The organism is Lachnospira sp. (genome assembly GCF_016290755.1).
Lineage (GTDB): Bacteria > Bacillota > Clostridia > Lachnospirales > Lachnospiraceae > Lachnospira > Lachnospira multipara.
On the sequence record NZ_JAEEVD010000002.1, the window covers coordinates 43254 to 60769 of the forward strand.

At 34.3% G+C, this 17516-nt stretch carries 17 protein-coding genes; 10 read left to right on the plus strand and 7 right to left on the minus strand.

The genetic code is table 11. The annotated features are described in order from the left end of the window. Positions 1 to 106: 106 nt before the first annotated feature. From QVA17_RS01395 to QVA17_RS01405, 3 genes are read right to left on the minus strand one after another with little or no spacing between them, the layout of a single operon-like run. The gene (locus tag QVA17_RS01395; protein WP_287385925.1) at positions 107 to 982 is read right to left on the minus strand and encodes a pyridoxamine kinase; all 876 of its coding nucleotides are present in this window, start codon (positions 980 to 982) and stop codon (positions 107 to 109) included. 17 nt (positions 983 to 999) lie between these two features. Beyond that, positions 1000 to 1935 (minus strand): DMT family transporter, encoded by a 936-nt coding sequence (locus QVA17_RS01400; protein WP_287385927.1) that lies wholly within the window; start codon positions 1933 to 1935, stop codon positions 1000 to 1002. Further along, positions 1935 to 2315, minus strand: a complete 381-nt coding sequence (locus QVA17_RS01405; RefSeq protein ID WP_287385929.1) for a PH domain-containing protein — start codon at positions 2313 to 2315, stop codon at positions 1935 to 1937. Before QVA17_RS01405 ends, QVA17_RS01400 begins: the two co-directional genes overlap by 1 nt. 210 nt (positions 2316 to 2525) lie before the next feature. Between QVA17_RS01405 and QVA17_RS01410 the strand changes: the two genes are divergently transcribed. Continuing rightward, positions 2526 to 3905: an MATE family efflux transporter gene (locus tag QVA17_RS01410; protein ID WP_287385931.1), complete on the plus strand. Its 1380-nt coding sequence runs from the start codon at positions 2526 to 2528 to the stop codon at positions 3903 to 3905. A gap of 15 nt (positions 3906 to 3920) precedes the next feature. After that, positions 3921 to 4346, plus strand: a complete 426-nt coding sequence (locus QVA17_RS01415; protein ID WP_287385933.1) for a MarR family winged helix-turn-helix transcriptional regulator — start codon at positions 3921 to 3923, stop codon at positions 4344 to 4346. Between the two features lie 107 nt (positions 4347 to 4453). On the opposite strand, the gene QVA17_RS01420 is transcribed toward QVA17_RS01415, so the two are convergent. From QVA17_RS01420 to QVA17_RS01425, 3 genes are all read right to left on the minus strand, one after another. After that, positions 4454 to 5098: a DUF4234 domain-containing protein gene (locus tag QVA17_RS01420; RefSeq protein WP_287385935.1), complete on the minus strand. Its 645-nt coding sequence runs from the start codon at positions 5096 to 5098 to the stop codon at positions 4454 to 4456. Positions 5099 to 5103: 5 nt separating this feature from the next. Then, positions 5104 to 5514: a DUF2752 domain-containing protein gene (locus tag QVA17_RS12665; RefSeq protein WP_442911563.1), complete on the minus strand. Its 411-nt coding sequence runs from the start codon at positions 5512 to 5514 to the stop codon at positions 5104 to 5106. Between the two features lie 79 nt (positions 5515 to 5593). Further along, positions 5594 to 6490 (minus strand): LysR family transcriptional regulator, encoded by an 897-nt coding sequence (locus tag QVA17_RS01425; protein ID WP_287385937.1) that lies wholly within the window; start codon positions 6488 to 6490, stop codon positions 5594 to 5596. Between the two features lie 130 nt (positions 6491 to 6620). Here QVA17_RS01425 and QVA17_RS01430 point away from each other — a divergent pair, with 130 nt between their 5' ends. The 8 genes from QVA17_RS01430 (at position 6621) to QVA17_RS01465 (ending at position 16663) form a co-directional block, all read left to right on the plus strand. Beyond that, on the plus strand, positions 6621 to 7733 hold the full coding sequence (locus QVA17_RS01430; RefSeq protein WP_287385939.1) for a 5-methyltetrahydropteroyltriglutamate--homocysteine S-methyltransferase: 1113 nt from the start codon (positions 6621 to 6623) through the stop codon (positions 7731 to 7733). 132 nt (positions 7734 to 7865) lie between these two features. Next, positions 7866 to 9254, plus strand: a complete 1389-nt coding sequence (locus tag QVA17_RS01435; RefSeq protein WP_287385941.1) for a TrkH family potassium uptake protein — start codon at positions 7866 to 7868, stop codon at positions 9252 to 9254. A gap of 15 nt (positions 9255 to 9269) precedes the next feature. Further along, complete coding sequence (locus QVA17_RS01440) at positions 9270 to 9917, plus strand: potassium channel family protein (protein WP_034246030.1); 648 nt, start codon at positions 9270 to 9272, stop codon at positions 9915 to 9917. Between the two features lie 68 nt (positions 9918 to 9985). Next, positions 9986 to 11155, plus strand: a complete 1170-nt coding sequence (gene alr / locus QVA17_RS01445; RefSeq protein WP_287385944.1) for an alanine racemase — start codon at positions 9986 to 9988, stop codon at positions 11153 to 11155. Positions 11156 to 11388: 233 nt separating this feature from the next. After that, a complete protein-coding gene (locus QVA17_RS01450; protein WP_287385946.1) occupies positions 11389 to 12099 on the plus strand; it encodes an ABC transporter ATP-binding protein in 711 nt (236 codons plus the stop codon). 12 nt (positions 12100 to 12111) lie between these two features. Further along, on the plus strand, positions 12112 to 14439 hold the full coding sequence (locus tag QVA17_RS01455; protein WP_287385948.1) for an ABC transporter permease: 2328 nt from the start codon (positions 12112 to 12114) through the stop codon (positions 14437 to 14439). Between the two features lie 103 nt (positions 14440 to 14542). After that, entirely contained in the window at positions 14543 to 15913 is a 1371-nt protein-coding gene (locus QVA17_RS01460) for an MATE family efflux transporter (protein WP_287385949.1), read from the plus strand. A 51-nt stretch (positions 15914 to 15964) separates the two neighbouring features. Further along, positions 15965 to 16663 (plus strand): tRNA lysidine(34) synthetase, encoded by a 699-nt coding sequence (locus QVA17_RS01465; RefSeq protein WP_287385951.1) that lies wholly within the window; start codon positions 15965 to 15967, stop codon positions 16661 to 16663. 258 nt (positions 16664 to 16921) lie between these two features. Here QVA17_RS01465 and QVA17_RS01470 read toward each other — a convergent pair whose 3' ends face one another. Beyond that, on the minus strand, positions 16922 to 17395 hold the full coding sequence (locus QVA17_RS01470) for a DUF2500 family protein (RefSeq protein WP_287385953.1): 474 nt from the start codon (positions 17393 to 17395) through the stop codon (positions 16922 to 16924). Between the last annotated feature and the right edge of the window lie 121 nt (positions 17396 to 17516).

Here is a 17516-nt window from a genome sequence, read left to right on the forward strand (position 1 = left end):
CTAGGAGAAAACTACCGAAATGTGGTAAAAATATAAAACAATAATAGAAAAATTTAATGCACTAGAGCCGCTAAATTAGCGGCTCTTTTTAGTATATAATCTGATTTTAATAATAAATATTATCTCTTAAGACACTGGCAAGATTTGCAAGTTCCTTTTCAAAGTAAACTCCATCTCTTGTATCAGCATCATTTGGTGTATCATTAATAGCCTCGGCTATAAAGTCCTGGGCAATCTCCACAGCCTTAAAAGTCATAAGGCCGTTTAGCTTAAGTGCTGTAATAATAGAGGCGAAGATGTCTCCTGTACCAGAAAAGCTCTTATCAATCATAGGAGTCTTACTTAAGTTAATCTCACCCTCTGATAAAACGAGATTATAAATGTAATAAGAATCTCCTTCACGGACACTAATACCAGTAATAATAACCTCCTGATTTGTAAGGGCGTTCTTACTTAATATAGTGGCTGCAGAACTTGCAAGGGCAATTAGTGAGTCGCGTTCTTTATTACATTTTAAAATGTCCCCTACAGGAATGTCAGCAAGAAGGCAAGCCTCCGTTAGGTTTGGAGTGATGATATTGGCCTGTCTTGTAAGTTCCTTGTGGATGTTTAGCAGGTCGTTAGTAAACATCTTATAGGTTTCACCGTCATCCCCAAGTACTGGGTCGATTAGTAAAAATGTATCCTCTTTTCTAAATTCCTCAATGAAACGTTTAACTAGAATAGCCTGCTTGTGATCTGTGATGTAGCCAGAGTAAATGCCATCAAAGCTTGCGTTATTTAATTTCCAGTTTTTAATGTATTCCTCAATCATGTCTGTAAGGTCAGTGTAGGAATAGTCTTCAAAGCCTGTCTGAGATGTGAAAACAGCAGTGGCTAGGGGAACACACTGAACTGATAAAACCGATATTATAGGTAGGGCTACGGATAAAGAACATTTTCCAAAGCCTGATAAATCGTTAATTACAGCTACTTTCTTCATATAATTACCTCCAAAGTTTAGGCTTTCTTTCCACCAAACTTGTTAACCACGTAAATACCGATGGATACAAGGATTAGGGCAAGAAGGCAATTAAGGTTTAGCTTATCGTATTCCTTTAAGAAGATGGCAGATAGTAGGGCACCAAAGATTGGGTTTGTAAAGCCGTAGATTGTTACCTTAGATACAGGGTTATATTTTAATAAAATGCCCCAAACTGAGTAGGCAACAGCACTAATCATAGCCATATAAATTAAAAGAATCACAGCGCCAACAGAATTTACTGAAATACTAGCGCCAAGGATTAAGCTAACAATTATCATAACAAGGCCACCAATTAGGAATTGATAGCCACTAAGTACTACAGGATTTTCCTTAAGGGAGAATTCCTTTACAAGTACTGATGAAATAGCATAAGAGACAGCAGCAATAAGGATGAAGCCTTCGCCGTTTAGGGCAAAGCTTGAACCAAAGTCGCCATCTGATAATGAAACGATTACAACACCTGCGATTCCAAGGAAACATCCAAGAATCTTATAAATAGTAAGTTTTTCCTGCTTTCTTACAAGACAAGCGATTAGTATGGCAAAAAAGGTTGTCATACTATTAATGATTGATGACTTAACTCCTGATGCATGGGCAAGGCCAGCATAAAAGAAGAAGTACTGAATAATAGTCTGGAAAAGACTTAGGGTTGAAATCATTTTAAAGGAACCCTTTTTTGGAAAAAGAAAACGTCTATCAATTAAACTTCCAATGGTAATTGTAAGGATACCGGCTAGGAAGAAACGAATTCCTGCAAAAAGAATCTGGGAAGCTGTATCAGTAGAGTCTATATTAAAAAGCTTATAACCAATCTTAATGCATGGAAAAGCGCTACCCCATAAAAAACAACAGAGTAGCGCTAGAATAAACACAAGCCAAGGCTTTGTAAAGACTGATGATTCTTTATTCATTAGTTTTCATAGTCTCCATCAAGCATATCATGTTCATCTTCTTCATGCCCGAGGAACTCTCTACTAGTTACTCTCTTCTTATCACGCATAATTTCAACAGCCTGAGATAATTCTTCTTTTACAGCCATAACGTGTTTGATATTCTTAATTTCAAAATCACCAAGTGTTTTATCTGATGTACAAAGCTTTATTGTACCAAGACCAAAAAGTCTTTGACCAAATGATCTTGTAACTGAAATGTCAAGAATTCTATATAGACGACATTCATCCTGACTCTTGTTAAAGAAACCAGTTTCTACAAAGAGTCTTTGATCGTCTCCGCTATATACTGTAAAAGTCCAAGGCAATCCACACCATAATCTTTTACGTTCTTTCCACATAAAATTTTCCTCCGTTTTGTTTAATTTACTAGCTTACTTAAGGCTAGGCAAGGGGCATAAATATAAGCTTTTCTTTAGCAAATGCCCTTCATGAATTAGTTTACCATTAATCTTAATTTCCTTCAATCTTTTATAGAGAAAAAGGTTGACAAGTCAACTAATATAAAATATTATCATTGATGAAAAAAATGTTTATAGGAGTTTTATTTTATGAAGGAAGAGGTAAATTTTAATAATAATCCACTTGCTGTGGAGCCAGTAAGCAAGCTTATTAGAAGCTTTGCAATTCCAAGCATTGTGTCTATGCTTGTAGGTTCCCTATATAACATAGTGGATCAGTTCTTTATTGGACAGAAGGTGGGAGAGTTAGGTAATGCGGCAACTAATATTGCTTTCCCTCTATCTACGTCATGTATAGCCATTGCTCTTTTATTTGGTATAGGAGGAGCATCAACTTTTAATATTCATATGGGTAAGCAAAGAGAGGATATGGCAGAATATTTTATGGGAAATGCAGCAATAACAGCGTTTATTTGTGGTATTGTGCTATCTTTTATTGCTGAGATTTTTCTGGTACCTATGCTTACATTTTTTGGAGCATCTAGTTCAATCCTTCCACTATCTTGTGAGTATACTAGAATTACAGCAATAGGTTTTCCAATGCTAATTCTTACAACCACAGGTGGACACTTAATTAGAGCTGATGGCAGACCTAAGATTAGTATGCTTTGTAACTTAGTAGGCGCTATTGTTAATACTATACTTGATGCTCTTTTTGTATTTGTACTGGGATACGGCATGGCAGGTGCAGCTATTGCCACAGTAATTGGCCAGTGCGTATCTTGCCTATTTGTAATTTATTATTTAGCCCATACTAAGTCGGTGAATTTAGGGCTTAAGCATTTCCGTATGCAGACAAGATACATTTTCCCAACCATATCTCTAGGGGTGGCGCCTTTTATAAATCAGCTTGCCATGATGCTTGTACAGATTGTTTTAAATAATTCTCTAAAGTATTACGGGGCAATTTCAATTTATGGGGCAGAGACAGCTATTGCAGTAGTTGGTATTGCCACAAAGGTAAATCAGGTTTATCTATCCTTTGTCATTGGTATGTCTCAGGGAATGCAGCCTATTGCTAGCTTTAATTACGGCGCTAGAAAATATGACAGAGTTATTGAGGTCTACAAAAAGACTATTAGAGTAAGCTTTATTATATCTTGCATCGCATGGGTTTTATTCTTCTTCTTCCCAAGAGAGATTATTTCTATCTTTGGCAAGGGAACAAGCGAGACTTACTACCTATTTGCAGTGAGATATTTTAAAATCTATCTATTCTTTACAATGCTTAATTTCCTACAGCTTACAAGCTCGAATTTCTTTACAGCTATTGGAAAGGCAAAGATTGGTGGCTTCTTATCCCTTACAAGACAGATTATTTTCCTATTGCCACTACTTTTAATCCTTCCATTATTCTTTAAGATTGATGGTATTATGTTTGCAGGACCAGTGGCAGATTTAGTAGCAGCCATAGTTTCAGGGGTCTTTGCCTTTAGGGAGATTAAGAGACTAACTAGAATGCAGAATTAGAGGAGATTTATTATTATGGATGAAAATGTAAGAATACTTCGACTTATTGCTTTCATAGCAAGAAAGCAGCAGATTAAGATTTCGAAAATGATGACAAAGTATAATCTTACTGCTGGAGAATTTCCTATATATATGGCCATATGTAATAACAAGGGTTTTACGCAAGAGCAGATATCTGAATACGTGTACGTTGATAAAGGCTTTACTGCTAGAGTTCTAAAAAGCTTAGAAGATAAGGGCTATATCTATAGAGAAAAAGATGAGAAGGATAAGCGAATTAATCACGTATATCCTACAAAACTAGCACTTTCTTTTCACAAGGAAGTCTCAGAACTTCTATCTGATAATAATAAAAGTGCCACAAAGGACTTTAGTTTAGAGGAAAAGCTACAATTTAAGGAGTATCTAACAAAGCTGGATGAGGCTTTGGATGAGCTCTAGAATTGCTTGCTATTGGATATTGATAAGCAAAAGAAATTAATTAGTAAAGGCAACTATTTAGTAATACTAAGTAGTTGCCTTTTTGATTATAATCTTATTTATTTTGATTAGACTAATCCTCTAGAATAGTTGTAAGCTGAACAAATCTTATTTGTGTTTTTAATTAAGATATGCATTGCAATAAATGGACCTATGCCACATAATATAACACCGAAAAGGTACCACATAAGTATAGTTGTACCATTTTCACTGAAATGTAGATTATATCTTGGTGCATTTTCTGCAAGACGATTACCTAATTTGTAGTACCAAATAAGAGCGTATATACCACATGTAATGAAAGATAAAACTATAAATGCAACTAAGCCACCAGTTTTTTCTCCATCACCGTCACAAGCAATATTTACATCATAAGCTAATTTGTAAATAAAGTAATAACTGTAAATGCCACAAGTGATTATTGATAAAACGATGTAACCTAATAAGCTTCGGTTAGTGTTAAGGGCTTCACCTCTATATGGCTGACCTGCATTGTTAAATGATTGTTTTACATCATTTACTGCACTACCTAAACTTTGTTCAGCATTATCAAATGCTTGATTAACGCTATCTGTGAAGTTGTTAAAACCTTCATTGGAATTGTTTGTATTGTAGTTGGCATTGTTATTATTGTTTGCATTAATTGGCGCACCACAATTAGGACAAAACTTTTCGTTGCCTTCTACTTTTGAACCACAATTGACACAAAACATTCCTTTTACCTCCTCATATTTCGCAGTATGCGATTAATAATATTATTGGATGGATGAAATGTAACAATTTCGTTGTCACCGGATACCATCCTTATAATGTAGACAAGAATAAAAGCGAGTAAGATTAATAACAATATGATATTACGATACTTACTTATAAACTTGCCATTTAAAAATGTTACTAAGAAAGCAATTGGAACTAAGAAAAAAAGAGGGTGATAATAAAAAGCTAAGTGTATATCTCCATGTAAAAGATAAATCCAAGCTCTTGTCATACCACATCCAGGACAGGAAATTCCAGTTATAAATTTTATTGGACATCCAATTCTTGTTATGGATAAAATGATACAGAAAAAAATTATCATTAATAGAAGTTTTATGAAATCTTTAAGTCTGTTTTTAAATGAATTATCCATTTTACATTCCTCATAAACAATTTAGCAACATAACTATATTATTGTTTTATGATTTTTTTGTCAATTAATATATTATTGTTTAGATATATTTTCTTATGGCCTCTAAATAAGCCTCTCCATATATAGAGGATACCAGCCCTTTCTTTCTTAAAGTACCAATACTCATAAACTCATCTGATATAAGGGGTTTTGAAATAATATTACCGCCGTTTAGCTCTTTACTAATAATACCTGAGCAGACAGTGTAGCCATTAAGACCTACAGCTAGGTTAAAGAGGGTGGCTCTATCACGAACCATAATGTTCTTCTTTCTATCTATAGAACTTAATAATTCTTCTGAATAGTAGAAGGAGTTATAGTCTCCTTGCTCATAGGATAGATAAGGGTAGTTCTCTAAATCTTTTAGGCTTAGCTTATCCTTCTTTGCTAGGGGGTGACTATTAGCAATAAAGACATGAGGAGTGGTCTTAATTAGTTCTTCAAAGATTAGGTCGTTTTTCTTAAAGAGCTTTGTTAGTACGTCGCTATTCTCCTTTGATAAGTAGATTATGCCGATTTCACTTTTTAGATTTGCCACATCTGAGATGATCTCGTTTGTCTGTGTTTCTCTTAAAATGAAGTCGTACTGATTACTATCATATTCTTTAATTACGTCAACGAAAGCATTTACAGCAAAAGAGTAGTGCTGGCAGGATACGCAAAATCTTGGCTTTCTATTACTAATGGCGGTGTAGCGCTCAGTAAGTAAGTTGGCCTGTTCTAGCACCTGTCTTGCATAGCCTAAAAATTCCTCCCCTTCTTTTGTTACAGTGATACCTTTATTTTTTCTATTAAATATGGTAATTCCCATTTCCTTTTCTAGTTCTAGAATTGCATGGGTAAGGCTAGGTTGTGATAGGAAGAGTTTGTTGGCAGCTTCTGTAATGTTACCAAGCTTGGCAGCAGTAACAATGTATTCTAATTGCTTTAGAGTCATGATGCACCTCCGGTTTAAACTAAAAATAATTTCCATAGAAAAAATTTATCACAAAGCTAGATTTATTGTATTTCATTTATAAGAAATTATCAATTAAAATGTATACAATTAAACAGATTTGGAGGTAATTATGGCAGATAAAAGATTAAAATTTGATTACGTAGGAAGTTTTTTAAGACCAGAGAAGTTAAAGGAAGCAAGAGCTGCCTTTGAGGAAGGAAAGATTAATCAAGTAGAATTAAAAGAAGTAGAAGATGAGTGTATAAAGGAACTTATAGATAAGCAGAAGGAATTAGGCTATGGAGTTATTACTGATGGTGAGTTTAGAAGAGCTACTTGGCATCTTGACTTTATGTGGGGCTTTGAGGGAGTAGGCCATAAAAAGACAGCTACAGGCCTTCCTTTCCATGATGAGGCAGCAATGATTGATGATACTTATTTAACTGGAAAGTTTAGAGCACCTAAGGAGCATCCTTTTGTGGAGCATTTCAAGTTTGTACAAAACTTTGAGGATGAGAATACATTTGCAAAACAGACAATTCCAGCCCCAGCCCAGGTTTTTGCTCAGTTTTGGATGCCAGTGCTTAGAGAACCTAGCCTTCAGTTTTATAAGGATGAAAATGAATTGGCGAAGGATTTAATTTCTGCCTACACTGAAGTTTGCAAGCAGTTATACGATGCAGGCTGCAGACACTTACAGCTAGATGACTGTACTTGGGGCATGCTTGCAGATGACAAGGGACATTTAGCTTATGGAGTGTCAAAGGAGGAATCAGTAAAGATTCAGGAATTCCATAAGAACTTAAACAATGCAGTAATTGACGCACTTCCAAAGGATATGGATATTACAACTCACATTTGCCGTGGTAATTTCCATTCAACTTATGCTAATTCCGGCCCATACGATGCGGTAGCAGAAGTTTTATTTGCCGGTGAAAATGTAAATAGCTATTATCTTGAATTTGATGACGCAAGAAGTGGCGGCTTTGAACCTTTAAAGTATGTAAGTGAGGACAAAAATGTAGTCCTTGGTCTTGTTACTACAAAGAGAGCAAGCCTAGAAAGAAAGGAAGCTTTAATTGAAAGAATTAAGGCGGCTACAAAGTACATTCCACTTGAGAGATTATCAATTAGCCCACAGTGCGGCTTTGCCTCTTGTGAAATTGGAAATAAGCTAGATTTTGAAGATCAATGGAAGAAGCTTAAGCTTGTAAAGGAAGTTGCAGAAGAGGTTTTTGCATAAGAAGTTTTACCAAAGATAAATATAATTTCCTATACTAATGTATATATACTATATTTAAAAAAGTTAAGTTTCTTTACTACTAGTCTAACATGTGCTATTATCTAAATAATTAGATAATAGGAGTTTTTTCAAATGAAAAGCGTATACGAGAATTCGGAAATATCAAAACACATGACTTCTACCCAAATAATTTTATTGGGTTTTATAGTAGCAATTTTAGTAGGTGCCGGTTTACTTATGTTGCCGGCAGCTACTGTTAAGGGAGAGACTACAACATTTTCAACAGCTCTCTTTACTTCTACAACATCAATATGTGTTACGGGACTTGTAGTTGTAGATACATTTTCCCATTGGACACTCTTTGGTCAGATTATAATACTTGTATTAATCCAGATTGGTGGATTTGGAGTTATCACAATTTATTCTATGCTTATGATGGCTTTAAGAAAGAAGTTTAGCCTTAGAACTAGAATTCTTATTCAGGATTACTATAATTTAGACTCTATTAAAGGACTTATTAAGTTCTTAAAGAGAGTAGTTAAGGGCAGCTTATTAGTTGAAGCTATTGGAGCTCTTCTTTATATGATTCGTTTCATACCAGAATTTGGGCTATTTAAGGGTATTTGGGCTTCTATCTTTAATGCTGTATCTGCTTTTTGTAATGCGGGTATGGATGTTTTAGGCTCTAACTCTTTAATGAATTATTATAATGATTACCTTATTAATATTGTAACAATTACCCTTATTATTCTAGGTGGTATTGGATATGTGGTATGGTTTGATGTTATTTATGTAACTAAGAAGGCCTTTAGTAGGAAGATTTCTTTTAGGAATATATGGAGAAGATTAAATGAACATACTAAGGTAGTTGTTTTATTAACTCTAGGGCTTATTGTTTTTGGCGCAATAACTACCCTTGTTTTTGAATGGGATAATCCAGCTACTATTGGAAATATGTCTCTTCCTAATAAGATTATGGCGTCAATCTTCCAGTCAGTTACTTATAGAACTGCAGGTTTTGCAACTATTGCACAGGATGGACTTAAATCTACTTCTTGTATAGTGGGATGCATTCTTATGTTTATTGGAGGTTCTCCAGTAGGTACAGCCGGTGGTGTGAAAACTATGACAGTTTTTGTTATTGCACTTAATGCTTTTGCCTTTATTAGAAATCGTAATGAAAATGTTATCTATGGAAAGAGAGTATCTTATAACCTTATTAATAAGGCGACTGCTATTATTACTTTTAGCTTAACATTTACTATGATGCTTACAATTCTTTTGATACATTTTGAAAATATATCTGCACTAGATGCGGCTTATGAAGTCTTTAGTGCAACAGGTACAGTAGGCTTATCTAGATCTGTTACAGCAAATCTTGATTTAATAGGTAGAGCTATTATTATAGTTGGAATGTATGCAGGTAGAATTGGTACTCTTTCAATGGCACTATTCTTTGCAACTTCACATTCAGATCAAAATGATATTAAGTATGCAAAGGGTAAGTTTATTGTGGGATAAGGAAAGGAGTTTATAATGAGATATAATTCATATGCAGTTTTTGGTTTAGGAAAATTTGGACAGGCCGTAGCTGATAAATTAATAGAAAGTGATGCAGATGTTATGGTAGTTGATAATGATGAGGAAATAATTGAGGATTATTCTTCAAGGGTTTCTGTGGCAGCAGCAACAGACCTTACAGATGCTGATAATATTAAGGCGCTTGGTATTTCTAATGTTGATTGCGCTATTGTATGTATGGGTATGAATCTTGAGGCTAGTATTATGTGTGTAATGGTAGCTAAGGAAAGTGGCGTTAAGCACGTGGTAGCTAAGGCTGGTTCTGCGAGAATGGGTTCAGTACTTGAAAAGATTGGTGCTGACGAAATTGTATATCCAGAAGAGGAAAGTGGATTTAGAACAGCAAGACGTCTTGTGTCTAGTGGATTTTTGGAATTTTACGAGCTTGATGATGATATTTGTATAGTTGAACTTCAGCCAAGAAAGGAATGGATTGGTAAGAGCTTAAAGCAGTTAGATCTTCGTAAAAAATATGGTGTAAACGTTATTTCCCTTAATCAGGGTAAGATAAAGGGCAGTGTAGATCCTGATGAAATTATCACAGAAACTACAACTCTTCTTGTTATGATGAATAAAAAAACTCTATCAAAATTTCAGAACTAGTCCGTTTGATAATTTATTAGCATAGGACTATAATGGTTTGAGATTTAATTTATTAAGGAGAAGGATTTATGGAATCTACATTAAGACGTACATGGGCTAACATAAATTTAGATGCTATTGCCTACAACTACAAAACTATTAAAGAACATATTGGAGAAGATGTTAAGTTTTTAGGAGTTGTAAAGGCGGATGCCTATGGTCATGGCAGTATAAGAGTTGGAAAACTTTTACAGGAACTAGGTGCTAATTATTTAGCAGTTAGTAGTATAGATGAAGCTCTAGAATTAAGAGTTAATGATGTAACTATGCCTATTTTAATTCTTGGTCATACACCTAAGGAACAGGTGGAAAGACTTATTAAGTATAATATTACTCAGGCAGTTACATGTAAGGCTAAAGCTGTAGAGTACAGTGCAGAGGCAGTCAAGTGTGGTGGTAATTTAAAGGTTCACATTAAGGTGGATACAGGTATGTCTAGACTTGGTTATCTTTGCGATAATGAAAGCTTTGGTACAGGTGTTGAAGGTATAGTAGAAGCATGCAATATGCCAGGCCTTGATGTGGAAGGTATATTTACACATTTTGCAGTAGCTGATGAATTTGGTGAGAAGAATGATGCATATACTAAGCACCAGTTCAAGCTCTTTACTGATGTAATTACAGCAGTTGAGGAAAAGCTTGGTAGAAAATTTGCTATTAGACACTGCGCTAACACAGGAGCCACAGTTAGATTTAAGGAAACTTATCTTGATATGGTAAGACCAGGTTTACTTCTATATGGTTATGGCGAATTTGCAAGAGAATGGGGTCTTAAGCCAGCTATGACACTTAAGACTACAATTAGCACAATTAAGATTTATCCTGCAGGAACAGCTATTAGTTATGGCGGAATCTATGTAACAGACAAGCAGACAAGAATAGGCGTAGTTCCTTATGGCTATGCTGATGGATTCTTTAGAAGCCTTTCTAATAAGTGTAGTCTTATGACTAAGCAGGGTCTTGCACCACAGCGTGGTAAGATTTGCATGGATATGTGCATGATTGATATTACTGACAAGCCTTTAGTAGATGTAGGTTCAGAGGTTGAGATTTTTGGTGAAAATAATTCGCTAGATGAACTTGCAGCACTTGCCGGAACAATTCCTTACGAATTAACTTGTGCAGTAAGCAAGCGAGTTCCAAGACAGTACATTAGAAATGGTGAGGTAGTAGAAAAAGAATTGCTTCTTAGAATGTAATTTTAAGACATACTCATTTTTAAATGTAAAAAAAGGACATTTCGATAAAATTTTTTCAAAAAATAAGATTGGAAGAAATAAAGAGATATACTGATGTATATTGTTTCTTCAATTTATTGACAGTTAAATACAATTAGACTAAACTAACTTTAGTAAGGCAAGTTTACCTTGTTTTATTATAGTTAGTTTTTTTACATTTGACTAAAATGAAAAATTTAATAAGGAGTGACTTTATGGGAGAAGAACATTTTTTAGAGATTAATAATCTTTTTAAATCTTACGGGGAAGGAGACTCAAAGCAAGAGGTACTAAAGGGTCTTTCCTTTAAAGTAAGAAAGGGAGAATTTTGCGTTTTACTTGGACCTTCAGGTTCGGGAAAATCTACACTTCTAAACATTATTGGAGGTATCGACACAGCTGATTCAGGCTACATTTCAATTAACAGCGACAAACTAGAGGACATGAATGAGAAGTCACTTACTTTATATAGACGTAAGCATTTGGGCTATGTTTTCCAGCTATATAACTTAATTCCTAATCTTAATGTTAAGGAAAATATTGAGGTAGGTGCTTACCTTTCAGATAATCCTCTTGATATTGATGATTTAATTAAGACCCTTGGCCTTTGGGAGCACAGATATAAGCTACCAAATCAACTATCTGGTGGACAACAGCAAAGAACTTCTATTGGTAGAGCTATTGTGAAAAATCCAGACATTTTACTTTGCGATGAACCTACGGGAGCCCTAGATTTTAACACATCAAAAGAAATTTTAAAGCTTATTGAAGATGTGAATAAAAAGTATGGCAACACCATTGTTATGGTTACTCACAATGCAGCGATTTCAGCTATGGCAGATCACACAATTAAGCTACTTGATGGCAATATTAGAGAGAATATTACTAACAACAATAAAATTTCAGCTGACAAGCTAGAATGGTAGAGGAGGCAGAATATGAAGAATCCTTTACGTAAAAGATATAAAAGAGAATTAAAGAAAGATTGGCTAAAGAACTTAAGCCTATTTCTTATTCTAGCCCTTGTTATTGGCTTTGTTTCAGCAATGTTTGTTGGAAATGAAAGTATGATGAAGGCTTTAAATGGCAGTTATGAAGAATATAATACAGAAGATGGTCGATTTCAGTTTGAGTCAGAGCTTAGTTCTGATTTAAAGGAAAAGTTAGAAAGTTATGACATTAGCCTTTATGAGGAATTCTATAAGGACTGCAGTCAGGATAATGATAATGACGGTGAGAAAGATGCCACAGTCAGAGTCTTTAAAAATCGATTGAATGTTGATAAAGCTTGTCTTATGGAAGGAAAGCTTCCATCCACAAATTCAGAAATTGCTATTGATAGAATGCATGCTGATAATAATGATTTAAAAATAGGAGATACAGTATATGTAGATGACAATGCATTTACAATAACTGGCTTTATTTCACTTCCAGATTATGTTTGTCTTTATGAGAATAATTCAGACTTTATGTTTGATGCATTAAGTTTTAATGTTGCTGTTGTTATAGATGAGGCTTATGAAAATATTGATGATAATGAGAAATTTTCATATGCTTATAAGTATAATGAAACACCTGTTAATGATACTGAAGCTAAGGAAAAGGCAGAGGATTTATTAGAAAATGTGGTAGCTGAGGTGAAGGCTTGCTATTTTGATAGTACTCTTGGCAATGAAAACAACATTGTGGACTTTGTTCCAGCTTACTTAAATAACGGCATTAACTTTGCCCCTGATGATTTAGAAGGGGACTTAAGCATGAGTTACATTTTACTAATTGTCTTTGTAATTGTAATTGCTTTTATTTTTGCAGTTAGTGCAAGAAATACAATTCATAAAGAGGCTACAACTATTGGAACTTTAAGGGCTTCAGGCTATACAAGGGGTGAAATTTTAAGACATTATCTTTTTATTCCAAGTCTTGTGACTTTCCTTGCAGCGATTTTTGGTAACATTCTTGGCTATACTTATTTGAAAAATGTAGCCGTGTCCCTTTATTACAATAGCTATTCCCTTCCAACTTACAAGACAGTTTGGAGCGTGGATGCCTTTATATATACAACTTTGATTCCAGTTGTGATTATGCTAGTGGTTAATTTCCTTGTAATCGTATCAAAGATTCGCATGGATATTTTAAACTTCCTTCGTGGAAACTTAAGTAGAAGTAAGAGATCAAAAGCTATTCGACTTCCTAGATGGAAATTTATGAAGAGATTCCGTCTAAGAATCATGCTTCAAAATGCTGGTGGTTACTTAATTTTAGCCCTCGGTCTTTTCTTTGTAGTATTTTTACTTACATTTGCAACTGCTATGCCAGAAACTATCCATCAATATCAAAAGACTAGCGTGGAAGAGATGTTTGCCAACTATCAATACGTTTTAAAAACTACTATTGATGAAAATGGCAAGGAAATTACAACAGAAACCAAAAACGCTAAAAAGTATAGCTACACAAGTCTTGAGACCACAGACGGCGTAAGAGTTTCTGAGCCTATTGGAGTTTACGGGGTCCTAAAGGATAACGATTACATTAACTTTTCTAAGGATTTATCTGAAAATGAAGTCTATGTATCAAGTTGTTATGCAGATAAATTCCATTTAAAGACTGGAGATAGTATTAGTTTAAAGGAAAAGTATGGAGATAAGACTTATGATTTTGAAATAGTAGGAATTTATGACTATCAGGGTGCATTATGTATTTTTATGGATAACGATGCCTATAATGAGACTTTTGATTTGGAGGAAGGCTCATATACTGGTTTCCTTTCTGATGAAGAAATAACTGACATTGAGGATAAATATATCGTTAGCGTTATTGATGAGGAGGACATAACAAAGGTTTCAAGACAGCTAGATCACTCCATGGGTGGTATGATGGGCTTCTTTAGAGTGGTGCTTGTTATTGTTTCAGCCCTTCTTGTAATCGTGTTAACTAAGATAATCACTGAAAGAAATTCCCTTTCAATTTCCATGGTTAAGGTTCTTGGTTTTAAAAATGGTGAAATCGCAAGCCTCTACATTATGGCCACGGGAATTGTTGCATTTGTATCCATTGCCATCAGCGTATTCCTTGCAGATATACTTATGGCTCAGGTTTGGAGATGGTATTTAAAGACTATGGATGGCTGGCTTTCTTATTATTTAGGCTATGCCTCAATGTTAAAGATTGGCCTTCTTGCTTTTGTGGGCTTTATTGTGGCAGCTTTAGTTTGCTTTAAGCTTATAAAGAGGATTCCAATGACAGATGCTTTAAAGAATATGGAGTAAGTTCGTTGTTTTTTAAAGTTTTTCTTAAAACTACAGGCTTTTATTGACTTAAAATTTTTATGAGAGGATAATATAAGTGTATATATAAAGGAGTTAATTTAATATGAGTTCGATTAAAAAAATGACTTATTACGAGAAAATGGCGGAGTCACCAATTCCTTCACTTATACTTAGACTCTCAGTTCCTACAGTTATAAGTATGCTTGTAACAAATATTTATAACATGGTAGATACTGCTTTCGTTGGTTTGCTTGGTACTTCAGCAAGTGGAGCAGTAGGTGTGGTTTTTGGTTTCATGGCCATTATTCAAGCATTTGGTTTTATGTTTGGCCAAGGTTCTGGAAGTATTTTATCTAGAAGTCTTGGTAGTAAAGATATTGAAAATGCAAGTAAGACAGCAACAACAGGTTTTACTTGCTCTTTTCTTTTTGGAATTATTTTCATAATTATTGGTCTACCATTTCTTGACCAGTTAGTAGTGCTACTTGGTAGTACAGATACTATTGCAGTTTATGCAAAAGACTATATAATCTTTATTTTATTTGCATCACCTTTTATGGCAAGTTCCCTAACTCTTAATAACATTCTTCGTTATGAGGGTAAGGCAGCCCTTGGTATGGTGGGCCTTATGACAGGAGCAGTTCTTAATATGGCCCTTGATCCAATCCTTATGTTTGGCTTAAATATGGGAATTGCTGGTGCTGGTTTATCAACAGCCCTTAGTCAGTTAGTAAGTTTTTCAATTCTTATTAGCATGTTTATTAGAGGCAAGACTATTGTTAAGCTTAAGAAAGAAAACTTTGTGGCAGATGTCCATTTTATTCTAAATATTATGACAACAGGTTTTCCAAGTTTACTAAGACAGGGCCTAAACAGTGTGGCTACAGTGCTACTTAATACTCAGGCGTCAGTTTATGGCGATGGAGCAGTTGCTGCCATGAGTATCGTTTCAAGAATCGTATTCTTTGTAATGTCTGTTGCCATTGGTATTGGTCAGGGCTTCCAGCCAGTTAGTGGATTTAATTATGGAGCTAAGAAGTATTCTAGATTAAGAAAAGCCTATGTATTTACTTTCTTTATGGCAGAGCTTTTAGTAATTATTGGCTTATCCATTGTGCTTGTGAATGCAGACGGTCTAATTGGAATTTTTAGAAATGATCCTGAGGTTATTGAAATTGGAACAAGAGCTTTAAAGCTTCAGATGTTGACACTTCTTTTCGTTCCTATTACAGTAGTTACGGAAATGCTTTTCCAAACTACAGGCAACAAACTAAGAGCCTCAGTTTTATCAGCCTTAAGAAGTGGTATATTTTTCATACCAACATTAATTATCTTGGCTAAAATTAGAGGCCTTGCAGGAATTCAGGAAGCACAGCCCGTTGCCTACGTTTTAACATTTGTACCAGCCCTTGTAATGGCAATGATATTCTTTATTAGATTGCCAAAGCTTGATGGGGATATAGATGAATTATAGTAGACGAATTATAGTAGATGAATTATAGATTTAGACTAATTTGAGGTTAGTATGAAATTACAGAAATTATATAGCTATGTGCGAAAAGCTCTTGATGATTATAAGATGATAGAAGATGGGGACAGAATTGCCATTGGAATATCTGGTGGAAAAGATTCTTTAACTCTTTTGTATGCCCTTGCGGGTTTAAGAAAATTTTATCCAAAGAAATTTAGTTTAGTAGCTATCACAATAGACCTAGGTTATGAGGGCTTTGACACATCTAAATTAGAGGACTTATGTAAGGAACTTGATGTGGAATATATTCGAGTTAAAACTAAAATTGCTGGCATGGTTAAAAATGGTGAGTGCTCCCTTTGCGCTAGACTAAGAAAGGGTGCCTTTAAAACTGAAGCCCTTGTAAATAATTGCAATAAAATCGCCTATGCTCACAATATGGATGATGTGGTTGAAACTATGATGATGGCTTTAATATATGAAGGTAGATTTTGTAGCTTTTGGCCAGTTACAAAATTTGATGATTGCAATTTAACGGTTATAAGACCTCTTATATATGCACCAGTTGCGGATATTGTGGGCTTTAAAAATAAGTATAAATTACCAATAGAAAAGAATCCTTGTCCTTACGACAAAACAACAAATAGAACCTACGTAAGAGAGCTTTTAAAGGAGATAAATGAACATGCTCCAGGTGTGAAAAAGAGAATGATGACAGCAATTAAAAACGCTGGATTAGAAGGCTGGAGTTAGAAAGTCATTGTATCTTTTTTTAGATCGATTTAATTCAAATTGATTTTAATAAAAATGATTTGAATTAAGTGCGGTGTATAAAATATATATTATAGATAGTGACTCTAATCGATAAAATCCAAAAAACTTTGAAAAAAATCGATTAGAACAGCTTACAGGAGAGTGGTAGTTTATAAAAAATAAAGCTAAAATAAAATGCACACAATTCTAAAAATATAATTTTTAGAATTGTGTGTTTAAATTGTTTTAAAATTTAGCTTATTTGAAATCAATAAAATCTTTACCTTTAAAGGTAAGAGTTTTTGAATCCCCAATATTTAATCTTTCATAATTATCTTTTGACATAGCTAAATCAACAGTTTTATTATCTATTGTTTTGAAGATAACCCTATATGATTTGTTTTTTTCAAACATGCCTTTGTTAGGGCGGAGGTAAAGCTTTCCACGTCCAGCATTTAACATGTCATAATCTTCATATTCCTCAACAAACTTACTCTCAATATTTGCTTTAACTGTAATTGTCCTTGAAAAGAAGCGTAGGCGAATTGCTTTTACAAGTTTTACTAAAATAAAAAGAATACATGCTATGATTACTGCATATCCAACAATTAAATATGGAAGTGGTAAATCCAAAGCACTTGGGTCTGTTCCTCCAGACATTCTAATTGAAGTTGACCCATCAGGCCCTTCAACTGCAGTTACATCCATTAGTACATTAAATAAAATATGCATAATTTATCCCCCTTTATAAATTATATTTGCTACAATTTCATATTAATGTTTGAAATATTTTAAGTCAATAATAATTATAAGAAATAAGAAATAAGTACTACGTATTGTTATTAATATTATA

Bases quoted from the DNA above. Each gene is read 5' to 3' on its own strand.
- QVA17_RS01395 (WP_287385925.1), bottom strand. From the start codon at position 982: ATGAAGAAAGTAGCTGTAATTAACGATTTATCAGGCTTTGGAAAATGT.
- QVA17_RS01400 (WP_287385927.1), bottom strand. From the start codon at position 1,935: ATGAATAAAGAATCATCAGTCTTTACAAAGCCTTGGCTTGTGTTTATT.
- QVA17_RS01405 (WP_287385929.1), bottom strand. From the start codon at position 2,315: ATGTGGAAAGAACGTAAAAGATTATGGTGTGGATTGCCTTGGACTTTT.
- QVA17_RS01410 (WP_287385931.1), top strand. From the start codon at position 2,526: ATGAAGGAAGAGGTAAATTTTAATAATAATCCACTTGCTGTGGAGCCA.
- QVA17_RS01415 (WP_287385933.1), top strand. From the start codon at position 3,921: ATGGATGAAAATGTAAGAATACTTCGACTTATTGCTTTCATAGCAAGA.
- QVA17_RS01420 (WP_287385935.1), bottom strand. From the start codon at position 5,098: ATGTTTTGTGTCAATTGTGGTTCAAAAGTAGAAGGCAACGAAAAGTTT.
- QVA17_RS12665 (WP_442911563.1), bottom strand. From the start codon at position 5,514: ATGGATAATTCATTTAAAAACAGACTTAAAGATTTCATAAAACTTCTA.
- QVA17_RS01425 (WP_287385937.1), bottom strand. From the start codon at position 6,490: ATGACTCTAAAGCAATTAGAATACATTGTTACTGCTGCCAAGCTTGGT.
- QVA17_RS01430 (WP_287385939.1), top strand. From the start codon at position 6,621: ATGGCAGATAAAAGATTAAAATTTGATTACGTAGGAAGTTTTTTAAGA.
- QVA17_RS01435 (WP_287385941.1), top strand. From the start codon at position 7,866: ATGAAAAGCGTATACGAGAATTCGGAAATATCAAAACACATGACTTCT.
- QVA17_RS01440 (WP_034246030.1), top strand. From the start codon at position 9,270: ATGAGATATAATTCATATGCAGTTTTTGGTTTAGGAAAATTTGGACAG.
- alr (WP_287385944.1), top strand. From the start codon at position 9,986: ATGGAATCTACATTAAGACGTACATGGGCTAACATAAATTTAGATGCT.
- QVA17_RS01450 (WP_287385946.1), top strand. From the start codon at position 11,389: ATGGGAGAAGAACATTTTTTAGAGATTAATAATCTTTTTAAATCTTAC.
- QVA17_RS01455 (WP_287385948.1), top strand. From the start codon at position 12,112: ATGAAGAATCCTTTACGTAAAAGATATAAAAGAGAATTAAAGAAAGAT.
- QVA17_RS01460 (WP_287385949.1), top strand. From the start codon at position 14,543: ATGAGTTCGATTAAAAAAATGACTTATTACGAGAAAATGGCGGAGTCA.
- QVA17_RS01465 (WP_287385951.1), top strand. From the start codon at position 15,965: ATGAAATTACAGAAATTATATAGCTATGTGCGAAAAGCTCTTGATGAT.
- QVA17_RS01470 (WP_287385953.1), bottom strand. From the start codon at position 17,395: ATGCATATTTTATTTAATGTACTAATGGATGTAACTGCAGTTGAAGGG.